The following is a 20,525-nucleotide window of genomic DNA, read 5'->3' as shown; positions in this document are numbered from 1 at the left end:
GTCTGCGCTACGACGCCTCTTCGTCCTTTCGAATCACGCTGAGCTGGCCGTTACGTTCCAGGATCGCGGCCTCCACGCGCGCGAGGTCGCGTGCGCCGAGCGACTGCCGCACGCTCTCGTAGATATCGGTTTCCGTGATGAGCGCCGCGCCCATCTGCTTCTCGTCGAAGCGCCCCTGGTGGAACACCTCGCGCTCGACGCCTACCACCAACCGCTCCAACGCACGCGAATGCACGCACAGCCAGGCCAGCACGCGATGCAGCACCACGATCACGAGCGACGCCACCGCGGTGGGCACGAACGGCGACGCGCCCACCACGGCGCGGCTCAGAATGGCGCCCAGCAGAATGCCCACCACGTAATCGAACGGCGAGCGCTGGCCGAACGAGCGACGGCCCGAAATGCGCACGAGCACGAGCGCCAGCACGAACACGACGAGCGAGCGCATGCCCATCTGCAACGCGTCGAGATTCCGGCCCTCGCCGAACAACGCCACGAGCGTATTCATATGCCGCCTCCCTTTGCCTCGTTCGAATGGGGTTGCGTGCGTGCTGAGCCGGCACGCTACGCGGAATGCGATACGGGGCGTGCGGTGTGTGCGACGCGCCGTATCGCCTCGATGAGCTGATCCGCGGGCACGGGCTTGGTGAGGTGCGCCGCGAAGCCGGCAGGGACGGCGTTGTCGCTCGGCGTGCCATTCGGCGGCGCATTCTGCGAGCCATTCGGCGAGCCGTTCTGCGTGCCATTCGATGCGCCATTCCGTGTGCCGTTCGACCCCATGCCATTCGACACCATGCCATTCGATGCCGCGCCATGCCCCGCCGTACCCCGCGTACGCGCCGCCATCCCGGCACCAGGAAGCGGCACGGGTGCCTGCACCGCGCCGTCTTCCGTGAGCGTATAGCCCGTTAGCGCGATAGCTGGCAGGCGAGCACCGGCGCGCAGTCCGCGCCGCGCTTCGAGTTCGCGCACGCGGCGCAGCACGTCGAAGCCGTCTTCCCGTTCGAGCACGATGTCGCAGACCAGCACGTCGGGCCATGCGTCCATGTCCTCGCCTTCGAGCATCGCGAGCGTATCGTCGCCGCCCTGCGCGGTCTGCACGCGCGCGCCCATCGAGGAAAGCATGGCCTCCAGTGCGTCGCGCGTCTCCTCCTGGTCGTCGATGGCAAGTACCGCAATACCCTCCAGGGGCTGGGCGTCGAGATGCCGTGCCGTTCCCGAAGGCGCGGATGGCGCCGCCGCCGCGCCCGGAACGCCCGGCACGGCTGTCGAAACTGACGAAGCCGATGAAGCAGACGAAGCCGGCACACCGCCCTGCACGACCGAAGCAACCGAGGTAGCCGACGCCGACGAAGCCACCGGCACATCCACCACCGGCCGCAACGGCAACGTGACCACGTAGGCCAGCCGCGTCTGCACCGGCATCACCGTAAACCCGCCGCCCGCCGAGACGATGGTGGCTTCCAGCTTCCGCGCGCGCTCCTGCGAGAGCTCCGCGGGCCGATCGCCCGCACCCACCACCGTGAGCCACGCCTCGTTGCCGAAGTGGTCCGCGCGCAGTTGCACCCGGCCGCCGCGCGGCGCGTGAGCCAATTCGTTGCGGCACAGTTCGGCCACCACGCCCGCCAGCTTGTCGCGCTCGCCGGTAATGAAAAGGCCCGGCTCCGCCACGAGCGTCGTGAAGTCGGCGCGCTGGCGTGCGGCGTCGGTGCGCACCATCGTCGCCACGTGGGCCACCAGTTCGTCCAGTTCCACCGGCTGCGCCACGAGCCTGCGTTGCGCGCGCTCCAGTTCGCCCTGTTGCTGTTGCAGCGACCACATCTTCATGTACACGCCTTCGCGCGCGAGCAGTGCCTCGTGCGTGCCCTGCTCCACGATATGGCCGTGCTCCATCACGAGAATGGTGTCCGCATCCACCACGGTGGAAAGGCGGTGCGCAATCGTGATCGACGTGCGCCCCTGCGCGAGGCGCTGCAATTCCAGCTGGATGGCGCGTTCGGAGCGCGTGTCGAGCGCCGAGGTGGCCTCGTCGAACACGATGATGCGCGGGTCTTTCAGAATGGCGCGCGCAATGGCAATGCGCTGGCGCTCGCCGCCCGAAAGCCGCACGCCGCGCTCGCCCACCTGGGTGTCGTAGTGATCGGGCAGCCGTTCAATGAAACCGTCCAGCTGCGCCGCGCGCGCGGCGCGCACCACGTCCGCGCGCGTGGCGCCGGGCCGGCCGTAGGCGATGTTGTAGGCAATCGTGTCGTTGAAGAGCACGGTGTCCTGCGGCACGATGCCAATCGCTTCACGCAGGCTGGTCTGCGTGACGTAGCGCAGGTCCTGGCCGTCAATACGCGCCGTGCCCGACGTAGGCTGATACAGCCGGAACAGCAGCTTCACGAGCGTGGACTTGCCCGAGCCGCTGCCGCCCACCACCGCCATCGACGTTCCGGCCCGCACGCGAAAATCGATGTCGTGCAGCACCTGGCGCTGCGGGTCGTAGCCGAAGTCCACGTGGTCGTAGGCGATCTCGCCCGCGTGTATGGCAAGCGGCTGCGCGCCCGGTTCGTCCAGGTCTTCGCCCACGCGCCCTTGCGCCGCGAGAATGCCGAACATGCGCTCCACGTTGACCATCGCGTCGTTGGTCTCGCGAAACACGAAGCCCAGCGAATTGAGCGGCAGACACACCTGGATGATGTACGCGTTCACGAGCACGAGGTCGCCCACGCTCATGCGCCCCACCATCACGTACTGCACGGCGAGCAGCATCACAGAAGCCACGCCGAACGCAATCACCGCACTCTGCCCGATGTGCAGCGTGGAAAGCGCGCGCTGGTTCGCCATGCGCGCCGTAATCCAGTGACCCAGAATGCCCGAGAGCCGCCGCGTCTCCAGCGCTTCCGTGGCGAAGTATTTGACCGTGTCGTAGTTGAGCATGCTGTCCACGAAACGGCTGTCTGTCTGCGCTTCCAGCCGGTTCACGGCACGCTGATGCACGAGCCGCCGCCGCGTGAAGATCACCGTATAGATCGCGTAGACCACGAACGTCATACCGATGATGGCTGTGAACGTCGCGGCATAGCTCGCCATCATGATCGCGATGACCGAGCCGATTTCGATCAGCGTGGGCACGATCGTGAAGATGGCGATGCCGAGCAGATAGCCGATGCCGTCCGTGCCCTTCTGCACGTCGCGCACCACGGCGCCCGTCTCGCGCGTGGCATGAAAGCGTGCGCCCAACCGATGCAGATGCGCGAAGGTGCGCTCCGTGAACGACGCCACCGTGCGCTGCGTCACCACGCTGAACACCACGTCGCGCACTTCGTTCAGCGCGCCGCTGACGAAACGCAGAATCGCGTACGCCAGCACCAGAAAGACGGGAAAAAGCGCAAGCGGCGACGGGTGACTGACTTCGTCCACGATGCGCTTGAGCACGAGCGGCACGCCCACCGCGGCGAGCTTCGCCGCGACCATGAGCGCGACGGAAACCAGCGTGACGTTGCGGTACTGCCAGATGGCGTGGCCGAGATCCACGAAGATGCGGCGGCGCAGGGCGCGCTCCTGCGAGGGCGTGCGCTGTGCCGCCGCGGCGAGCCCCGGGGTGGGGCCCGGCTGAGGAGGGGTGCGCGTACTGTCGCTCGCCATGCCGTGGTCCCGCGCCGGCGTCAGCTGTCGCCGTTATCCTTGTGCCCAGGCAGCACTGAGGCCAGCACCTGCTTCGCCGTGCCTGCAATCACGCTGGCCTCGCGCGGGTCGCCCTTCAGCAGCGTGTGCGCGAAGTGGCGCGCCTGTTCCAGCGTGACGTGCGGCGGCAGCGGCGGCACCTCGGGGTCGCTCTTCACTTCGAGCACCACGGGCCGGTTCGACGCGAGCGCCTCTTCCCAGGCGGGCGCGATCTGGTCGGGCTCCGAAACGTAAATGCCTTTCAGCCCGATCAGCTCCGCGAAGCGGTGGTACGGCACGTTCGGCACCTGCTGCGAAGCGTCGAACTTCGGGTCGCCTTCCATCACGCGCTGCTCCCACGTGACCTGGTTCAGGTCTTCGTTGTTGAGCACCATGCAGATCCAGCGCGGGTCGGCCCACTGCTGCCAGTACTTCGCCACGGTGATGAGTTCGGCCATGTTGTTCATCTGCATGGCGCCGTCGCCCACCAGTGCGATGACGGGCCGCGACGGATGCGCGAACTTCGCCGCAATCGCATACGGCACGGCGGCGCCCATCGACGCGAGGCCGCCCGAAAGCGAGCACATCATGCCGCGGCGAATCTTGAGGTCGCGCGCGTACCAGTTTGCACAGGATCCCGAATCGCTCGTGATGATGGCCTGATCGGGCAGGCGCGGCGAAAGCTCGGTGAAGGCGCGCTGCGGGTTCACGCCGCGGCTCGACTTCGCCGGCTCCAGCGCGCGCTTGTGCAGCGTCTTCCACCACGAGTCGGTCCAGCGTTCGATGCGCTTGCGCCACGTCGTGTCTTCGCGCTCGTGCAAGAGCGGCAGCAGCGCGCGCAGCGTTTCGGCCGTGTCGCCCACCAGGTTGACCTCCATCGGGTAACGCAGGCTCAGCATGTCGGCCTTGATGTCGATCTGCACGCCGCGCGCCTGGCCTTCTTTCGGCAAGAACTCGGAGTACGGGAAGCCCGAACCCACCATCAGCAGCGTGTCGCAGTCGGTCATCATGTCGTAGCTCGGCAACGTGCCAAGCAACCCGATGGGACCCGTGACCCACGGCAACTCGTCCGGCAACACGGCCTTACCGAGCAGCGCCTTCGCCACGCCCGCGCCCAGGCGGTCTGCCACGGCGATCACTTCGTCCGTGGCGCCCAATGCGCCTGCGCCCACCAGCATCGCGACTTTCTTACCGGCATTGAGCACATCCGCCGCGCGTTGCAGGTCGTCTTGTTGCGGCACGACCTTGGGCCGCGAATAGCCCACGCCCGAATGTACCGTTCCGTGCTTGCGGCCCGGCGGCTCGTACGGCAATTCCTGCAGATCGTTCGGCAGCACGAGCGCGGTCACGCGCCGCTCGGCCACCGCGATGCGCACCGCGCGGTCCACGAGGTGCCGCACCTGGCCCGGCACCGTGGCGAGTTGCACGTAGGAGCCCGCCACGTCCTTGAACATCGACACCAGATCCAGCTCCTGCTGATAGTGCCCGCCCAGCGAGGCGCGCGCCTGTTGCCCGGTAATGGCGAGCACGGGCATGTGGTCCATGCGCGCGTCGTAGAGACCGGTGATGAGGTGCGCGGCGCCTGGCCCTGACGTGGCGATGCACACGCCCAGTTCGCCGGTAAATTTCGCGTGCGCGCAGGCCATGAATGCGGCCATTTCTTCGTGTCGCGCCTGAATGAATTCGATCTTCCCGCCCGCGCGATTCAACGCGCCGAACACGCCGTTGATGCCGTCGCCGGGATACCCGTAGATGCGGCGCACGCCCCAGTGATAAAGCCGGTCGACGATGAAGTCACCCACAGTAGCAGCCATGAAACGCCTCCTTTGCCTGACCCAAGCGGCGGGGCAAGAAGCGCTCCCGGTCCTCGCGCGGCATGGCGGGCGCACGGCGGGCGCGGGTGTTTTCGCGGTCGGACAAAACCGGTACGCCGCCCGCTCCTTATTTACACGTGGCGTGTAAGAAGCTCAGCAGCGCAACACGCGCGGTGGAGAGACACGGTGCAAACCGGCGATGGCCTGCGTAGTACTTCGCAGTGACATGCAGGCGTACCGCGTTCATGCCTTCCTCCATGCAGCGATGGGCACACGCCGTGCTGAATCCCTATCCATACACGGCCGTCGATTTCCAAACGCGCGGCGCCGAGCCAAACGTCCCAACGTCCCAACGTCCAAGGGTTCGATAAGGCCCGGCCCGCGCGCTCAAAGCCGGTCCCGTTCGAACACAAGAGAGCCATCCGCGAAGGAGATTCGATGAAAGTCGCCCTCATCAGTGAACACGCTTCTCCGCTCGCCGTAGCCGGCGGTGTCGATAGCGGCGGTCAGAACATCTACGTCGCGCACGTGGCCCGCCAGCTTCACAAGGCCGGCCACCAGGTCGACGTGTTCACGCGCCGCGACCGTGCCCTGCTGCCGCTCGTCTCGAATATGGACGGCGTGCGCGTCGTACACGTGCCGGCCGGGCCGCCCATGCAGTTGCCGAAGGAAGAACTGCTGCCGTGGATGGGCGAATTCGCCGATTTCCTGACAGGTTTCTGCCGCGGCGAGAGCCGGCCCTACGACGTGCTGCACGCGAACTTCTTCATGTCAGGCCTCGCCGCGCTGAAGACAAAGGTCGCGCTCGGCATACCGCTCGTCATGACGTTCCATGCGCTCGGCCGCGTGCGCCGCCTGCATCAAGGCGCGGACGACGGCTTTCCCGACGAGCGCTTCGCCATTGAAGACGAACTCGTGCGCGAGGCGGACACGATCATCGCCGAATGCCCGCAGGACGAGGCCGACCTGATCGACCTCTACGGCGCAGACCCGCAACGCATCGACGTGATTCCGTGCGGCTTCGACACCGCCGAGTTGCGGCCGGTATCGCGCCGCGCCGCGCGCGAAGCGCTGGGCTGGCCGCAGGACCGCTTCACGGTGCTGCAACTGGGACGGCTCGTGCCGCGCAAGGGCATCGAAAACGTGGTGCGCGGCATGGGCGTGCTGCGCCAGCGTTATGAATCGGACGCGCACCTCTACGTAGTGGGCGGCAACGCGGATGCGCCCAACGAAATCGCGACGCCGGAAATCGCGCGGCTGCGCGGCATTGCGCACCAATGCGGCGTGGAAGACAGCACGACCTTTGTGGGCCGGCGCGGGCGCGCGCAACTGCGCTACTTCTATAGCGCCGCGGATGTCTTCGTCACCACGCCGTGGTACGAGCCGTTCGGCATTACGCCCGTGGAAGCGATGGCCTGCGGCACGCCGGTGATCGGTGCGGACGTGGGCGGCATCCGCTCCACCGTGCTCGACGGCGAAACCGGCTTCCTCGTACCGCCACGCGACCCCGATGCGCTCGCGGCACGCATCCATACGCTCGTGCGCAACCCGGCGCTCGCGCGGCGCATGGGCGAAGCCGGCATGGCGCGCGCCAAGACGCAATTCACCTGGCGCGGCGTGAGCGACGCGCTGCTGCGCGTGTACCGCCGCGTGGCCGAACTGCCCGGCGAAGCCGAGCACGTCGGGGCGTCGCGCGAAACGGCCACGCGGGCGATGGCCCAGGCTATGACCCAGGCTGCCAGCGGAGGCTCATTCGCGTGAACGGACTCGATACGCGCCACGCGGCGGTGTTTCTCGACAAGGACGGCACGCTGCTGGAAGACGTGCCGTACAACGTCGATCCGTCGCACATGCGCTTCACGAGCGGCACGCGCGAAGCACTCGCGCTGCTCGCCGCGCATGGGTTCAAGCTGATCGTCGTCAGCAACCAGCCCGGCGTGGCGCACGGCATGTTTGCCCTCACGGCGCTGCGCGGCGTGCAGATGCAGTTGGCCCGCATGTTCGGCACCTGCGGCGCCGAACTCACGGCCGCGTACTGGTGCCCGCATCATCCCGACGGCATCGTCGCGCGCTACACGCGCCACTGCCGTTGCCGCAAGCCCGCGCCGGGCATGCTGCTGCGGGCCGCGCGCGAGCACGCCATCGACCTTGCATCGAGCTGGTTCGTGGGCGACATCCTGGACGACGTGGAGGCCGGCAATCGCGCGGGCTGCCGTTCCATCCTGCTCGACAACGGCCACGAAACCGAGTGGCGGCCCGGCCCTCATCGCGTGCCGCATGCCCGCACCCGCGACCTCTACGGCGCCGCACTCACCATCGTGGAAGCGCGCGCCCGCCAGGAACGCGTGGCGCCGCTTGCAGACATAGCGGACCGCGGGCTGAGCCTGGGGAGCGTGGGATGAACCGCGCGAAGACGTTCACGTTTTCCGTGCTGCCCACCGCGCCGCACGCCTTCGCGCCCGCAGCGCGGCCGGCTGCCGTCTGGGGGCCGGAGGTGCGGCGCATTCTGTGTGTGCGGCTCGACAACCTGGGCGACGTGCTCATGACCACCCCGGCCATGCGCGCGTTGCGCGAGGCCGGGCCGGGGCGGCAGCTCACGCTGCTGGCGTCGTCGGCAGGCGCGCAGATGGCGCCGTATCTGCCCGACGTGGACGAAGTGATCCGCTACGACGCGCCCTGGGTGAGCGGCCAGGCCGAGCCTTCTGCGCAGACGGACCTGCAGATGCGCCGCGCGCTGGAAGCCGGCCGCTTCGACGCCGCCGTGATCTTCACCGTCTATAGCCAGAACCCGTTGCCGGCCGCGCTGATGTGCTACCTCGCGGGCATTCCGCGGCGGCTCGCCTGGTGCCGTGAGAACCCCTACCACCTGCTCACGGACTGGGCCCAGGAAAAAGAGCCCCAGCAGCACGTGCGCCACGAAGTGGAGCGGCAACTCGCGCTGGTCGAGCACGTGGGCGCAACGGCCGCCACCACCGCCACCGCCACCGACACGCGCATGCGCTTCGCCGTAGCGGACGAAGACCGCCACGCGCTCGATGCCCTGCTCGCCACGCACGGCGTGCGTGCCGGCACGCCGTGCGTCGTGCTGCATGCGGGCGCGAGCAGCGCCTCGCGTCGGTATCCGCCGGAGCGTTTCGGCGAAGTGGCCTCGCACATCGCGGCGCAACTGCGCTGCCCTGTTCTGCTCACGGGCGGCGTGGAAGAACGCGAGACGGTGCAGCGCGTGGCGAGCGCCACGCGCGCAAGCGTGCGCCGCTATCTCTGCGATCTCTCGGGCCTGCTCACGCTCGGCCAGCTTGCGGCGCTGCTGGAACGCGCCGCCGTGCTGGTCTCGAACAACACGGGGCCCGTGCATATCGCCGCGGCACTCGGCACGCCGGTGGTGGATCTCTACGCGCTCACGAATCCGCAGCACACGCCATGGCAAACGCCGAGCCGCGTGCTGTTCCATGACGTGGCGTGCCGCTGGTGCTATCGCAGCGTCTGCCCCGAGGGACACCACGCGTGCCTGCTCGGCGTGCCCGCCGCCGAAGTGGCCGAAGCGGCGTTGCAGCTCGCGGCGCCGCGTCTCTCCCCTCCGTCGCCGCCGTCCCCTCCGTCGCTGGCTTCGGCTGCGCGCCCCGCGCCGCGCGACACCACCGGGCCGCTGCCCGTCAAAGCCACCCGCTGGCCCGGCGAAGCCGCCGTGCTGGCCCGGTTCCCGAAAACCTCCTGAACGTCCGGACTCGCGCCATGTACACACTCGGAATCAATGCCGTCTATCACGACAGCGCCGCTGCGTTGCTGCGCGACGGCGTCGTGCTCGCCGCCGCCGAGGACGAGCGCTTCACCCACGTGAAGCATGCCAAGCGCCCGGTGCCTTTCTCGACGTGGCAATTGCCCTACGACGCCATCGACTTCTGCCTCAAGGAAGCCGGCATCACGCTCGCCGACGTCGATCACGTGGCGTACTCGTACGACCCCTCGCTCTTTCCCGGCATGCCGAAGCAAGAGGCGCTCACCATCGAGCTGCCGTTTCACCCCACGAAGCGCAAGCTCACGAACCCGTCGGAGTCCCCATGGGACCCGCTGTTTCTGAGCTACATCGTGAACGCGAAGGCGCAATTGCTCGACGGCGCGCCGCATCACCTCATGAAGCGCTTCAAGGGCGTGGACCGCGAGAACGACTTCCAGTGGCACTTCGTGGAACACCACCTCGCGCACGAGGCCAGCGCATTTCTCGCCGCGCCGTTCGAAGACTCCGCCGTGCTCACCATGGACGGCCGCGGCGAAGGCGTCACCACGAGTCTCGGCAAATTCGTGGACGGCGAATACACGCGTCTGCGGCAGGTGGAGTTGCCTCACTCGCTGGGGCTGCTCTATGAAGCGGTCACGAGTTGGCTCGGCTTCCTGCACTCGTCGGACGAGTACAAGGTGATGGCGCTCGCCGCCTACGGAAAGCCCGCCTATGTGGACTATTTCCGCGGCATCGTGCGTTACCGCAGCGACGGCACGTACACCGTGGACGCGCCGCGCCTCGTCGAACGCTTCGGCCCAGCGCGCGAGCGCGGCGGCCCGCTCGAGCAACGCCACTTCGACATTGCGTGCTCGTTGCAGCGCGTGCTCGAAGAGACCGTATTGCAGCTTGCGAACTGGCTGCATCAGCAGACCGGTTTGCCGAATCTCTGCATGGCGGGCGGCGTGGCGCTCAACTGCGTGATGAATTCGAAGGTGCGTGACCAGGGTCCGTTCAAGGAAGTCTGGGTGCAGCCCGCGGCGGGCGACGCCGGTACGGCGCTGGGCGCTGCGCTCTGGACCGACTGGCGCGAACGCGCCGGCAAGGGGAACGCTGGCGGCGCGGGCAACGAGCGCCGCCACTGGCGCATGGATCACGCGTACCTGGGGCCTGCATGGCCCGACGACGAGATCGAACAATTTCTGCGCTGGAGCAAGCTGCCGTTTCGCCGCCTCGATGACATTGCGGGTGAAACCGCCGCACTGCTCGCGGACGGCAATGTGATCGGCTGGTATCAGGGCCGCACGGAATTCGGGCCGCGTGCGCTGGGCGCGCGCTCCATTCTGGCTTCGCCGCTCGACCCCGGCATGCAGGCCAAACTCAACGAGATCAAAGACCGCGAAGATTTCCGCCCCGTGGCGCCCGTCGTGATGGAAGAGCACGCGGCGGACTGGTTCGTGGGCGCGCGCGTGGCGCCGTTCATGCTGTTCGTGTTCGACATCCGGCCCGACCGCGCCGACCGCATTCCCGCCGTGCGCCACGTGGACGGCACAGCGCGCGTGCAGACCATCAACCGCCGCCAGCATCCGCTCTACTACGACCTGCTCGATGCGTTCCGTCAGCGCACCGGCGTGCCCGTGCTCGTCAACACGTCGTTCAACACGCGCGGCGAGCCGATGGTGAATTCGCCGCGCGATGCGGTCGAATCGTTCTGGACGTCGCCGCTGGATGCGCTTGTGATCGGTCCGTTCCTCGTTACCAAGAACGGGGGCCAACGATGACGCCGCCCGCACGCGGCGCCGTCGCGCCGGTTCAGTTGCGGGCGGTGGAGGCCGAGGTTCAGCCCGGCGTTCGTGCCGAAGCTGGAGCCACAGCCGAGACGGTGCCCACGGCAACGTCGCATGACGCGGCCGGGACGCTTGCAGCCGAGATGCTTGCAGCCCCAACGCCCGCCGCCACCGCAGAACCCCTGCGCCCCGCCGAGCAGGCCATGCCCGCGCGGCCCGACCTCTCGGTGGTCGTGCCCACCTTCAGGCGCGCGGCGTTGCTCGAAAACTGCCTGAACGCGCTGGTGGCGCAAGACTACGATCCCACGCGCTACGAGATCATCGTCTGCGACGATGGGCCGGACGACGACACGCGCGCGCTCGTCGAACGCACCGCCGACGCGGCACGTGCACGCGGCCTTGTGGTGCGCTACGTGCCGGTCACGCGAACCCAGGGCCCGGCGGGCGCCCGCAACGCGGGCTGGCGCGCGGCGCACGCCCCGCTCATCGCCTTCACCGACGACGACACCGTGCCCGACCCGCACTGGCTTTCGGCGGGCCGCGAAGCCATGTCGGCGAGCGGCGCGGCGGCTGCCTGCGGCGACATCGTGGTGCCGCTGCCCACGCGCCCCACCGACTACGAAGCGGACGCAGCCGGCCTCACCGTGGCCGAGTTCGCCACGGCCAACGCGTTCGTTACGCGTGCGTTCCTTCATCAAACCGGCGGCTTCGACGAGCGTTTCACACAGGCCTGGCGCGAAGACTCGGACCTGCAGTTTTCGATCATGCGCGCGGGCGGGCGCGTGGAGCATGCGCGCGGCGCCGTGGTCGTGCATCCCGTGCGGCCCGCGCCCTGGGGCGTGAGCATCGCGCAGCAGCGCAAGGCGCAGTTCGAAGCGCTGCTGTACAGCAAGCATCCGCAGCTATACCGGCAGCGCATTCGCCGCTGGCCGCCGCTGCATTACTACGCGATTGCCGCGGGCGCATGGCTCGCCCTGGCGGGCGCGCTGGCAGGCGTCGTGGAATTGGCGGCTTGCGGCGCCGCCGTGTGGTTCGCGTTCACGCTCGCGTTCTTCGTGCGTCGGATGAACGGCACGAGCCACCGCTGGCGCCACATCGCTGAAATGGCGTGGACGTCCGTGCTCATTCCGTTCCTCTCCCTCTATTGGCGCTTGTACGGCGCGTTCAGGTACCGCGTATGGTTTCTCTGACTCCGCCTGGCTCTTATCGCTCCAGCGCGCAAGCCTCCAGAACGCTCGCGCTGCGTGCTGTTGCACCGCGCCGCGTGGCCGTGTTTCGCGCGCTGCAACTGGGCGACATGCTGTGTGCCGTGCCCGCGCTGCGCGCCATGCGGCGTGCGTGGCCTTCTGCGCAGATCACGCTGATCGGCCTGCCGTGGGCGCGTGCGTTTGCCTCGCGCTACGCGGAACTCGTCGATGAATTCGTGCCGTTTCCGGGCGCGCCCGGCTTCGTCGAACAGGAGCAGACCAGCACCGCGCTGCCCGTCTTCTACGCGCAGATGCGCGCGCGCCACTTCGATCTGGCCATCCAGTTGCACGGCAGCGGCAGCCGCTCAAACGGCGTCGTGTTCAATCTGGGCGCTACCGCGTGCGCGGGCTTCGTGCCGCCCGAAGAAACGCATCAGCTGGCCGGCTGCTTCATTCCGTGGCCCGAGCAGTTGCCGGAGCCGCTGCGTTATCTCGCGCTCATGCATGCGCTCGGCCTGCCCGCCGACGACGCCGCGCTCTCCATTCCCGTGACGCACGCCGACCGCGACGAATACGCGGCGCTGGCCGCAAGCTGCCACATCGAGCCCGAGCGGCTCGTGCTGATTCATCCCGGCGCACAGTTGCCGTCGCGGCGCTGGCCCGCCGTACGCTTCGCCGCGGTGGCCGACGCGCTGGCCGACGCCGGCTACCAGGTGGCCATCACGGGCAGCGGAGCCGAATTGCCGCTCACGGGCGAAGTGCTCGGGGCGATGACGGCGCCCGCGCTGCATCTGGCGGGCAAAACGTCGCTCGGTGGTCTCGCTGTGCTGGTGTCGCGCGCGCGACTCGTGGTGTGCAACGACACGGGCATCTCGCACGTGGCCGCGGCGATGAAGACCGCGAGCGTGGTGGTGGCGTCAGGCAGCGATACGCGGCGCTGGGCGCCGCTCGACAGCGAACGCCATCGCGTGCTCGCGGACTGGCCTGCCTGCCGGCCCTGCATGTATCGCGACTGCCCGTACGGTCATCCGTGTGCGCTCAATGTTTCGGTGGAGAACGTGGTGGATGCGGCGCGCGAACAGCTTGCGCGAGCGGCGCAGGCGCTAGCGGGCGATGCATGGCCCGACGCCGCTGACGCGCAGGATACGGGCGACGATGCAGCGAACGCAGCGACTCCCGCCACCTGCGCCCCGGCATGCGATGCATCCACGCCGGCGACCGAGCGGCTGCACGCGGGCTCGCTGCGCGCAACGTCCACCGCGCTCGTTTCAGCGGCGTCGCCCGCCACCACGAAGGAAGCCCGCCATGTCCGATAACAGCGTTCACCGCGCCGAAAGAAGGCTGCGCGTGCTGACCTGGCACGTGCACGGCAACTACCTCTACTACCTCACACAGGCGCCGCACGACTTCTATCTCGTGACGAAGCCGGGCAACCCGCCCGGCTACGCGGGCCGCGTGGGCGTGCTGCCCTGGGGGCCGAACGTGCACGAGGTGCCGGCCGGCGAAGTGGCGGCCCATCGCTTCGACGTGGTGCTCTACCAGCATCGGCTGCACTGGCAAGACGATCGGCACGCGCTGCTTTCGGGCGAGCAGCAGGCGCTGCCGCGCATCTATCTGGAACACGATCCGCCGCAGACGAATCCGTTCCAGCAGCCGCATTGGGTGGACGATCCGGGCACGCTGCTCGTGCACGTCACGCACTTCAACCGGCTCATGTGGGACAGCGGCAGAACGCCCGCGCGCGTGATCGAGCACGGCGTCGTGGTGCCGCCGCACGTGCGCTACAGCGGCGAGCGCGCGCGCGGCATCGTGGTGGTGAACCACCTCGCGAAGCGCGGGCGGCGCCTCGGCGCAGACGTGTACGCCGCGTTGCGCGAGGAGGTGCCGCTCGACCTGGTGGGCATGCAGTCCGACGAATTGGGTGGCCTGGGCGAGATCGGCAACCTCGATCTGGCGGCCACCATTGCGCCCTATCGTTTCTTCTTCAACCCCATCCGCTGGACGAGCCTGGGCCTTTCCGTCGTGGAGGCCATGACGATCGGCATGCCCGTGATCGGCCTTGCCACCACGGAACTTGCCAGCGTGATTCGCAACGGGGAGAACGGCTTCGTGCACACCGACCCTGCGCAGCTCGTGCAGGCCATGCGCGTGCTGCTGCACGACCCGGCCGAAGCGAAGCGGCTGGGCGACGGCGCGCGTCACACGGCGCTGGAGCGCTTTTCCATCGAACGCTTCGCGCGCGACTGGGACGAGGCGTTGCGCGCCGTGGCGGCGTAGAAGCGGCTCGCTTTAGCGAGAGAAGGCACACACGCGGCGCGTGCCGCGAGCAAGGAGCATGTCGATGAAAGATCCGTTGCGCAAACGCATTCTGGTCACGGGCGGGGCCGGGTTTCTCGGCTCGCATTTGTGCGAAAAGCTTGTGACGCAAGGCCACGACGTGCTCTGCGTCGACAACTTCTACACAGGCACGCGCGAAAACGTGGCGCATCTGCTGGACTGCCCGAATTTCGAATTGATGCGCCACGACATCACGTTCCCGCTCTACGTGGAGGTGGACGAGATCTACAACCTGGCGTGCCCGGCCTCGCCGGTGCATTACCAGCACGACCCGGTGCAGACCACCAAGACCAGCGTGCACGGCTCCATCAACATGCTGGGGCTCGCCAAGCGCGTGAAGGCGAAGATCTTTCAGGCCTCCACGAGCGAGGTGTACGGCGACGCACGCGTGCATCCGCAGACGGAAGACTACTGGGGCCACGTGAATCCCATCGGCCCGCGCTCGTGCTACGACGAAGGCAAGCGCTGCGCGGAGACGCTCTTCTTCGACTATCACCGCCAGCACGGGCTCTCCATTCGCGTGGCGCGCATCTTCAACACGTACGGGCCGCGCATGCATCCCGCGGATGGCCGCGTGGTCTCGAACTTCATGATGCAGGCGCTGGCAGGCGTCCCGCTCACGGTGTACGGCGACGGATCGCAGACGCGCTCGCTCTGCTACGTGGACGACATGGTGGACGCGTTCATCCGGTTCATGAATGCACCCGACGACCTGTGCGGTCCGGTGAACCTCGGTAATCCCGAAGAGATCACGATGCTGCTGCTGGCCAGACGCGTGATCGCGGCGACAGGGTCCACGTCGAAGATCGTCTACCGTCCGCTGCCGGCCGACGACCCGTGGCATCGCCAGCCCGACATCTCGCTTGCTGCCGCGAAGCTCGGCTGGCAGCCATCGACGCCGCTCGAAGACGGCCTGGGTGCGACGGCGCGCTATTTCCGGGCGTGCATCGAAGCGGCACGGGAGATGGGGTCGCACGTGGTTTAAGCGATGGGTCTCGACGTTACTTATGAATCGCCGCGCGCACGGAACGCACGTCGCGCGGCGTTACGGGCGGCGCGTCGTTACCCCACGCGGTGCGCACGAACGTGAGCACGCGGGCCATCTCCGTGACCGTGAGGTGTCCGGCGAACGACGGCATGCGGTGCGGCTGCGGACCCTCTTGCGTGTCCGGGCTGCGTCCGCCTTCCACGAGCAGCCGCACGAGCGACGTCACGTGCGGCGACAACACGACCGGGTTGCCCGCAAGCCGCGGATACTTGTTCGCCACGCCCATGCCGTCCGCCTGGTGGCAGCGCGCGCAGTACGACTGATAGAGGCCCGCGCCGGGCCGCTCGATCTCGCCCGTCTTCAGTGCGCGCACCGACTGCTGCGCGGCGATCGACTGCGGGCTGTAGCGGCCATAAGACTGCCGTGCGGGCAGGCTCTTCAGATACGCGGCAATCGCGTCGAGGTCTTCGTCGTCGAGGTACTGCATGCTGTCTTCCACCACCTGCACCATGCTGCCGAAGGGCGATAGCCCACCGCCGTGGCCTGCTTTCAGAAACGCCGCGATCTGCTCGCGGCTCACGCGGCCCAGCCCGGAGCCCGGGTCGCCCGTGAGGTTCGGCGCGAACCAGTGGTCGTTGGTGCCGCCCGTGAGGTACAGCGGATCGCCTTCGTTGTAGCCGCGTTCCTCGTAAGCCGGCCCGCGCGGCGTGTGGCACGCGCCGCAGTGACCGAGCGTCTGCACGAGATACGCGCCACGGTTCACGAGCGCATCGCGTTGCGGTTGCGGCGCGAAGCGCGAACGCGGCGCAAAGGCCCACGACCACAAACCGAGCGCCCAGCGTTGATTGAACGGAAACGGCAGGCGCGTTGCGGGCGCGGGTAGGGAAACGGGCTGCACGCCGTGCATGAAGTAGGCGTAGAGCGCGTGCATGTCCTCATCGTTGATGCCCGAGAACGAGGGGAACGGCATGGCCGGATAGAGCCGCTTGCCGCCCGGCGCCACGCCTTCGCGCACGGCGCGGGCGAAGTCGTCGTAGGTGTAGCGGCCAATGCCCTCGTTCGGGTCCGGCGTGATGTTGGACGAGTAGATCGTGCCGAACGGCGAGGCCATGCCGAGGCCGCCTGCGAACGGGATGGGCTGCGCGGGCGCGTGGCCGTGCTGTGCGGGCGCTTTGCCCGGCGGCGCGGTGTGGCAGCCGGCGCAGTCGGCGGCTTTGGCGAGATAGGCGCCGCGGGCGATCAGTCTGGTGTTAGCGTCGTCGGCTGGCGTGGACGCTGGGAGAGATGCGGAGGCGGGTGCAACGGTTGAAGCGACTGAAGCGGCTGAAGCGGTTGAAATGGCTGTCGGGACTGCGGATGCATGAGTTGAAGTGTTCTGCGCGGCATCGGCATGGGGCGCTACGGTCGTCGTGAATCCGATCGCCACAACCGCAGCCGCCCGCGCCATCGCACTGCCGCTGTGGCGCAGTGCATCCACGGTCACGCACGGCAATCCGGCACCCTTCGACGAGCACCCACCGCGCGAACGCTGCCGCACGCCGCATGTGCCGCCCACACCCGCACGGCGCCGCGTGCCCTCGCCGGGGTTGCCGGGGTTGTGATTACGCGCCCGCCCTACCACGTCCTGCATGGCGCAACCACCACAACGGCAACGTCTGTCGCTATCAGCGCGAACAGGAACAGCGTGCTCGACAGCGCGCCCACGCGCGCAAGGAACCAGTCGCGCTCGGCCCAACGCGGCGGCATGACGCGGCCCGCGTCGCTGCCGCTCGTCGGTGTCGACGGCGCTGTCGCATATCGCACGGCGTCGTTGTTACGCCGCCAGTTTCGCCACGCCACGAACGTGCCCACTGCGCCGAGGACGAAACACACCACGCTCAGCACCACGACCGCGGCCGACGCCCACCGCATCGACGACGCCACGCCGAGCCCGCCCGTGTAGGGATCGCAGCCCTGCGCCGCGAGCGCCTCGGAAATGCAGGTCTGTCCCACCCACGCCAGTGGCGCTGCGAAGATGCCGACCAGCCACGCGAGCAGGCCGGTGCCGCGCTGTTCACGCGGTGCGCCGCGGCGAGGTTCGTGCCGTTCGCCGCCTGTCATGCCGCTGCCCTGCGCCTGCGTCTGCGTCTGCGCAGCCCCAGGTCTCGCCTTGCCGTGCTGCCGCGGCGGAAACAGGCTGGAGCCATAAGAACCGGTCTTGTCCGACATCACCGTCCCTCCTCCGTGGATGCACCGGCCGCCGCGTGCGGCGCGTCAATGCGCAAATGAAATGCTTGCGGACCGTTCATGTCGCCCCCCTGAACAGATATGGCGTGAGATAGATCGTGCTGAAGATGAAGAGCCACACGGCATCCACGAAGTGCCAGTACAGCGAGCCGATGGTGAGCGGCGCGCAACGCGCGTCGTCGAAATAGCCGCGCGCCGTCCACAGCAGCAGAAATGCCAGCACCACGATGCCCACCACCACGTGTGCCATGTGAAAGCCCGTGAGCGTGAAATAGAGCGAGCCGTAAAGGTGCGTGGTGAGTCCGTACGGATGGTCGTGCCACTCCTTCAACTGAATGCCCGTGAAGACGAGGCCCAGCACCACCGCCACGCCGAGCAGCACGCTGCCCGTTCGCGGACGTCGGCGCCGCACGCAGCGCTCGGCGAACCACACCACGCCGCTACTCGCGAGCAGGATGACCGTGTTCAGGCTGCCAAGGCCGAGCTTCGGCAGGCCCTCGGGCGGCCACGGTCCTTTGTCCAGCACCGCGAGATAGAGATACGAAAAGATCAGATAGCCGAAGAGCGACGCCTCGGTCACGATCATCGTGAGGCAGCCCCACCAGCCGCTCGCGCGCGTGCCGGCGCTGCCCACGGGCAACGTGAGCGGCACGGGAGGCTCGGGCGCGTGCGTGTGCGCGTCTTGCAGCGTGTCGCTCATATCGCGCTCCCGCCGCTGCCTGCGCCCATGACGCGATACGGCTCGCGCTGCACGAGTTGCCGGCGCGGCCACAGCCACACGACGATGGAGACCGCACAGCCCAGCGCCATCAGCCCCGTGAACACCCACGCGCGGAACCCCATGCCCGCGAACACGAGCGCGACGAACACGCCTAACGCAAACGGCGCGTACGAGTCTTCAGGCATCTTGAGGATCACGTCGGGCTGGGCGTCGAGCGCTGTCGTGCCCAGCGCCTCGCGTCCCTCGGAGAGCACGTAGCCGGTTTCGAGTTGCGAGCGTGAGTGACGCGCGTCCGGTTCCTCCATGCGGCTTTCCCACAGCGGATGCCGGCTCGCCACGAAGGGAAGCACCGCGAAGTTGTACGGCGGCGGCGGCGAGGTCACGCTCCATTCGAGCGTGGGCGCGTCCCAGGGGTTGTTGCCCGCGCGCTGGCCGTGACGCAGGCTCACGAATACGTCGATGAGAAAAAGCAGCACGCCCGCTGCGAACAGGAACGCGCCGAGCGACGTGATGAGGTTCACGGTGTTCCAGCCCATGTCCGGCGCGTAGGTGTAGATGCGCCTCGGCATGCCGAGCAGCCCCGCCAGATGCATCGGGAAGAACGCGATGTTGAAGCCCGCGAAGAGCGTCCAGAAACCCCAGCGCCCCAGCCGCTCGCTCATCATGCGGCCCGTGAATTTCGGAAACCAGAAATAGAGGCCGCCGATCACCGGAAACACGTTGATGCCCAGCAGCACGTAGTGCAGATGCGCGACCACGAAGTAGGTGTCTGTGAGTTGCCAGTCGAGCGGCACGGCCGCGGTGAGCACGCCCGATACGCCGCCCACCACGAACAGGAACACGAAGCCCGCGAAATACAGGAACGGCACGCGAAACACGGGGCGGCCGGTCCAGATGGTCGCGATCCACGCGAAGGTCGCCACCGCGCTCGGAATGGAGATCACCATGCTCGCCGTGCCGAAGAACGACAGCGCGAGCGGCGCGATGCCCGTGGCGAACATGTGATGAATCCACACGACGAAGCCGATCACCATCGTGATGACGGTGGAAAGCGCGACCGGCGTGTAGCCCACGAGCGGGCGGCGACAGAACACGGGCAGCGCGTCCGAGACGATGCCCATGGCGGGCAGCACCACCACATACACCCACGGATGCGCGAACACCCAGAACAGGTGTTGCCACAAGAGCGCGTGGCCGCCGTTCAACACGTCGAAGAAATGCGTGCCGATGCGGCGGTCCATCCAGAGCATGAAGAACGCGAGGCTCACCGACGGCACCGCGAGCAGATTGCCCGCCGACGCCGTCAACGTGCCCCACACGAGCACCGGTATGCGGTTGAGCGACATGCCGTGCGCGCGCATTCGCATGAGCGTGACCACGAAGTTCGCGGCGCCCACCGTCGTGGAGATGCCGAGCAGCACCATGCCAAGCGCGTAGACGTCGATGTTCGGGCCGCTTGCGTATTCGAGCCCGGAGAGCGGCACGTAGTTGAACCAGCCGGCGTCCGGAGCCTGGCCCAACGGGAAGCTCGAATAGAGGAAGAGGCCCGCGAAGAGATACAGCCAGTAGGAGAGGGCGTTGAGCCGCGGAAACGCCATGTCGCGCGCGCCCAGTACGAGCGGCCACAGGTAGTTGGAGAAACCGGAGAGCACGGGCGACGCGTAGAGAAAGATCATCGTCACGCCATGCATCGTGAAAAGCTGGTTGTATTGCTCCGGCGTGAGCACGTGCATGTTGGGCTGCGCCAGTTGAACGCGCATGACGAGCGCCTCCACGCCGCCCAGCAGCAGGAACACGAACGCCGTCACGATGTAACGCAGACCGATGGTCTTGTGATCGACGGTGGAAAGCCAGCCGCGCCAGCCGGGCCGCGTTTCCCAGAGTTCAAGCAGACGCTTCTCGCCTGCGCTGCCCGCCTCGATGCGGCCGCGCAGCAGCGGACGCTCGAGCACGGGCGCCGACGTGGCGGCGAACACCGTGGCGCGAGACGCGTGATCGGGCGGGTTTGGCATCGTGTTGCGGCTCCTTCGGGGTGCTTCGGTTTGTGCTTCGGTGTGTGTTTCGTGTTGCTTCGGTTTTGCGTCAGTTGGGTGCCGGGTTAC

At 67.9% G+C, this 20,525-nt stretch carries 15 protein-coding genes; 8 read left to right on the top strand and 7 right to left on the bottom strand.

What is annotated here, in order from left to right; translation table 11 throughout:
• Positions 1-7: 7 nt before the first annotated feature.
• From P2869_RS31060 to P2869_RS31050, 3 genes are read right to left on the bottom strand one after another with little or no spacing between them, the layout of a single operon-like run.
• On the bottom strand, positions 8-508 hold the full coding sequence (locus tag P2869_RS31060; RefSeq protein WP_277599006.1) for a YetF domain-containing protein: 501 nt from the start codon (positions 506-508) through the stop codon (positions 8-10).
• 56 nt (positions 509-564) lie between these two features.
• Positions 565-3,630 (bottom strand): ATP-binding cassette domain-containing protein, encoded by a 3,066-nt coding sequence (locus tag P2869_RS31055; protein WP_277599005.1) that lies wholly within the window; start codon positions 3,628-3,630, stop codon positions 565-567.
• Between the two features lie 20 nt (positions 3,631-3,650).
• Positions 3,651-5,462, bottom strand: coding sequence for a thiamine pyrophosphate-requiring protein (locus tag P2869_RS31050; RefSeq protein ID WP_277599004.1), 1,812 nt, complete (start codon positions 5,460-5,462; stop codon positions 3,651-3,653).
• 438 nt (positions 5,463-5,900) lie between these two features.
• Between P2869_RS31050 and P2869_RS31045 the strand changes: the two genes are divergently transcribed.
• The 8 genes from P2869_RS31045 to P2869_RS31010 all read left to right on the top strand — a co-directional run bounded on the left by P2869_RS31045 (position 5,901) and on the right by P2869_RS31010 (position 15,473).
• Positions 5,901-7,223, top strand: a complete 1,323-nt coding sequence (locus tag P2869_RS31045) for a glycosyltransferase family 1 protein (protein ID WP_277599003.1) — start codon at positions 5,901-5,903, stop codon at positions 7,221-7,223.
• Entirely contained in the window at positions 7,220-7,864 is a 645-nt protein-coding gene (locus P2869_RS31040; RefSeq protein WP_277599002.1) for an HAD family hydrolase, read from the top strand. Before P2869_RS31045 ends, P2869_RS31040 begins: the two co-directional genes overlap by 4 nt.
• A complete protein-coding gene (gene waaF / locus P2869_RS31035; protein ID WP_277599001.1) occupies positions 7,861-9,177 on the top strand; it encodes a lipopolysaccharide heptosyltransferase II in 1,317 nt (438 codons plus the stop codon). The genes P2869_RS31040 and waaF overlap by 4 nt, the downstream gene beginning before the upstream one ends.
• 17 nt (positions 9,178-9,194) lie before the next feature.
• Entirely contained in the window at positions 9,195-10,958 is a 1,764-nt protein-coding gene (locus P2869_RS31030) for a carbamoyltransferase C-terminal domain-containing protein (protein ID WP_277599000.1), read from the top strand.
• 209 nt (positions 10,959-11,167) lie between these two features.
• Complete coding sequence (locus P2869_RS31025) at positions 11,168-12,154, top strand: glycosyltransferase family A protein (RefSeq protein ID WP_277599883.1); 987 nt, start codon at positions 11,168-11,170, stop codon at positions 12,152-12,154.
• Between the two features lie 107 nt (positions 12,155-12,261).
• The gene (locus P2869_RS31020; protein WP_277599882.1) at positions 12,262-13,467 is read left to right on the top strand and encodes a glycosyltransferase family 9 protein; all 1,206 of its coding nucleotides are present in this window, start codon (positions 12,262-12,264) and stop codon (positions 13,465-13,467) included.
• Positions 13,457-14,428 (top strand): glycosyltransferase family 4 protein, encoded by a 972-nt coding sequence (locus P2869_RS31015; RefSeq protein WP_199540642.1) that lies wholly within the window; start codon positions 13,457-13,459, stop codon positions 14,426-14,428. Before P2869_RS31020 ends, P2869_RS31015 begins: the two co-directional genes overlap by 11 nt.
• A gap of 64 nt (positions 14,429-14,492) precedes the next feature.
• A complete protein-coding gene (locus tag P2869_RS31010; RefSeq protein WP_277598999.1) occupies positions 14,493-15,473 on the top strand; it encodes a UDP-glucuronic acid decarboxylase family protein in 981 nt (326 codons plus the stop codon).
• A gap of 16 nt (positions 15,474-15,489) precedes the next feature.
• On the opposite strand, the gene P2869_RS31005 is transcribed toward P2869_RS31010, so the two are convergent.
• The 4 genes from P2869_RS31005 to ctaD all read right to left on the bottom strand — a co-directional run bounded on the left by P2869_RS31005 (position 15,490) and on the right by ctaD (position 20,435).
• The gene (locus P2869_RS31005; RefSeq protein ID WP_277598998.1) at positions 15,490-17,106 is read right to left on the bottom strand and encodes a cytochrome c; all 1,617 of its coding nucleotides are present in this window, start codon (positions 17,104-17,106) and stop codon (positions 15,490-15,492) included.
• Positions 17,091-17,684 (bottom strand): hypothetical protein, encoded by a 594-nt coding sequence (locus P2869_RS31000; RefSeq protein ID WP_277598997.1) that lies wholly within the window; start codon positions 17,682-17,684, stop codon positions 17,091-17,093. Before P2869_RS31000 ends, P2869_RS31005 begins: the two co-directional genes overlap by 16 nt.
• A gap of 76 nt (positions 17,685-17,760) precedes the next feature.
• Positions 17,761-18,402: a cytochrome c oxidase subunit 3 gene (locus P2869_RS30995; RefSeq protein ID WP_126875538.1), complete on the bottom strand. Its 642-nt coding sequence runs from the start codon at positions 18,400-18,402 to the stop codon at positions 17,761-17,763.
• Positions 18,399-20,435, bottom strand: coding sequence for a cytochrome c oxidase subunit I (gene ctaD, locus P2869_RS30990; RefSeq protein ID WP_277598996.1), 2,037 nt, complete (start codon positions 20,433-20,435; stop codon positions 18,399-18,401). The genes P2869_RS30995 and ctaD overlap by 4 nt, the downstream gene beginning before the upstream one ends.
• Positions 20,436-20,525 lie beyond the last annotated feature (90 nt).

It is taken from the genome of Paraburkholderia sp. SUR17 (assembly GCF_029536165.1).
Lineage (GTDB): Bacteria > Pseudomonadota > Gammaproteobacteria > Burkholderiales > Burkholderiaceae > Paraburkholderia > Paraburkholderia kururiensis.
Note: the sequence above shows the minus strand (reverse complement) of the source record. Positions and strands in the feature narration are given on the sequence as shown.

What these genes read in the sequence shown, in the direction of transcription:
- P2869_RS31060 (WP_277599006.1), bottom strand. Translation starts at nt 508, where the DNA reads ATGAATACGCTCGTGGCGTTGTTCGGCGAGGGCCGGAATCTCGACGCG.
- P2869_RS31055 (WP_277599005.1), bottom strand. Translation starts at nt 3,630, where the DNA reads ATGGCGAGCGACAGTACGCGCACCCCTCCTCAGCCGGGCCCCACCCCG.
- P2869_RS31050 (WP_277599004.1), bottom strand. Translation starts at nt 5,462, where the DNA reads ATGGCTGCTACTGTGGGTGACTTCATCGTCGACCGGCTTTATCACTGG.
- P2869_RS31045 (WP_277599003.1), top strand. Translation starts at nt 5,901, where the DNA reads ATGAAAGTCGCCCTCATCAGTGAACACGCTTCTCCGCTCGCCGTAGCC.
- waaF (WP_277599001.1), top strand. Translation starts at nt 7,861, where the DNA reads ATGAACCGCGCGAAGACGTTCACGTTTTCCGTGCTGCCCACCGCGCCG.
- P2869_RS31030 (WP_277599000.1), top strand. Translation starts at nt 9,195, where the DNA reads ATGTACACACTCGGAATCAATGCCGTCTATCACGACAGCGCCGCTGCG.
- P2869_RS31025 (WP_277599883.1), top strand. Translation starts at nt 11,168, where the DNA reads ATGCCCGCGCGGCCCGACCTCTCGGTGGTCGTGCCCACCTTCAGGCGC.
- P2869_RS31020 (WP_277599882.1), top strand. Translation starts at nt 12,262, where the DNA reads ATGCTGTGTGCCGTGCCCGCGCTGCGCGCCATGCGGCGTGCGTGGCCT.
- P2869_RS31015 (WP_199540642.1), top strand. Translation starts at nt 13,457, where the DNA reads ATGTCCGATAACAGCGTTCACCGCGCCGAAAGAAGGCTGCGCGTGCTG.
- P2869_RS31010 (WP_277598999.1), top strand. Translation starts at nt 14,493, where the DNA reads ATGAAAGATCCGTTGCGCAAACGCATTCTGGTCACGGGCGGGGCCGGG.
- P2869_RS31005 (WP_277598998.1), bottom strand. Translation starts at nt 17,106, where the DNA reads ATGCAGGACGTGGTAGGGCGGGCGCGTAATCACAACCCCGGCAACCCC.
- P2869_RS31000 (WP_277598997.1), bottom strand. Translation starts at nt 17,684, where the DNA reads ATGTCGGACAAGACCGGTTCTTATGGCTCCAGCCTGTTTCCGCCGCGG.
- P2869_RS30995 (WP_126875538.1), bottom strand. Translation starts at nt 18,402, where the DNA reads ATGAGCGACACGCTGCAAGACGCGCACACGCACGCGCCCGAGCCTCCC.
- ctaD (WP_277598996.1), bottom strand. Translation starts at nt 20,435, where the DNA reads ATGCCAAACCCGCCCGATCACGCGTCTCGCGCCACGGTGTTCGCCGCC.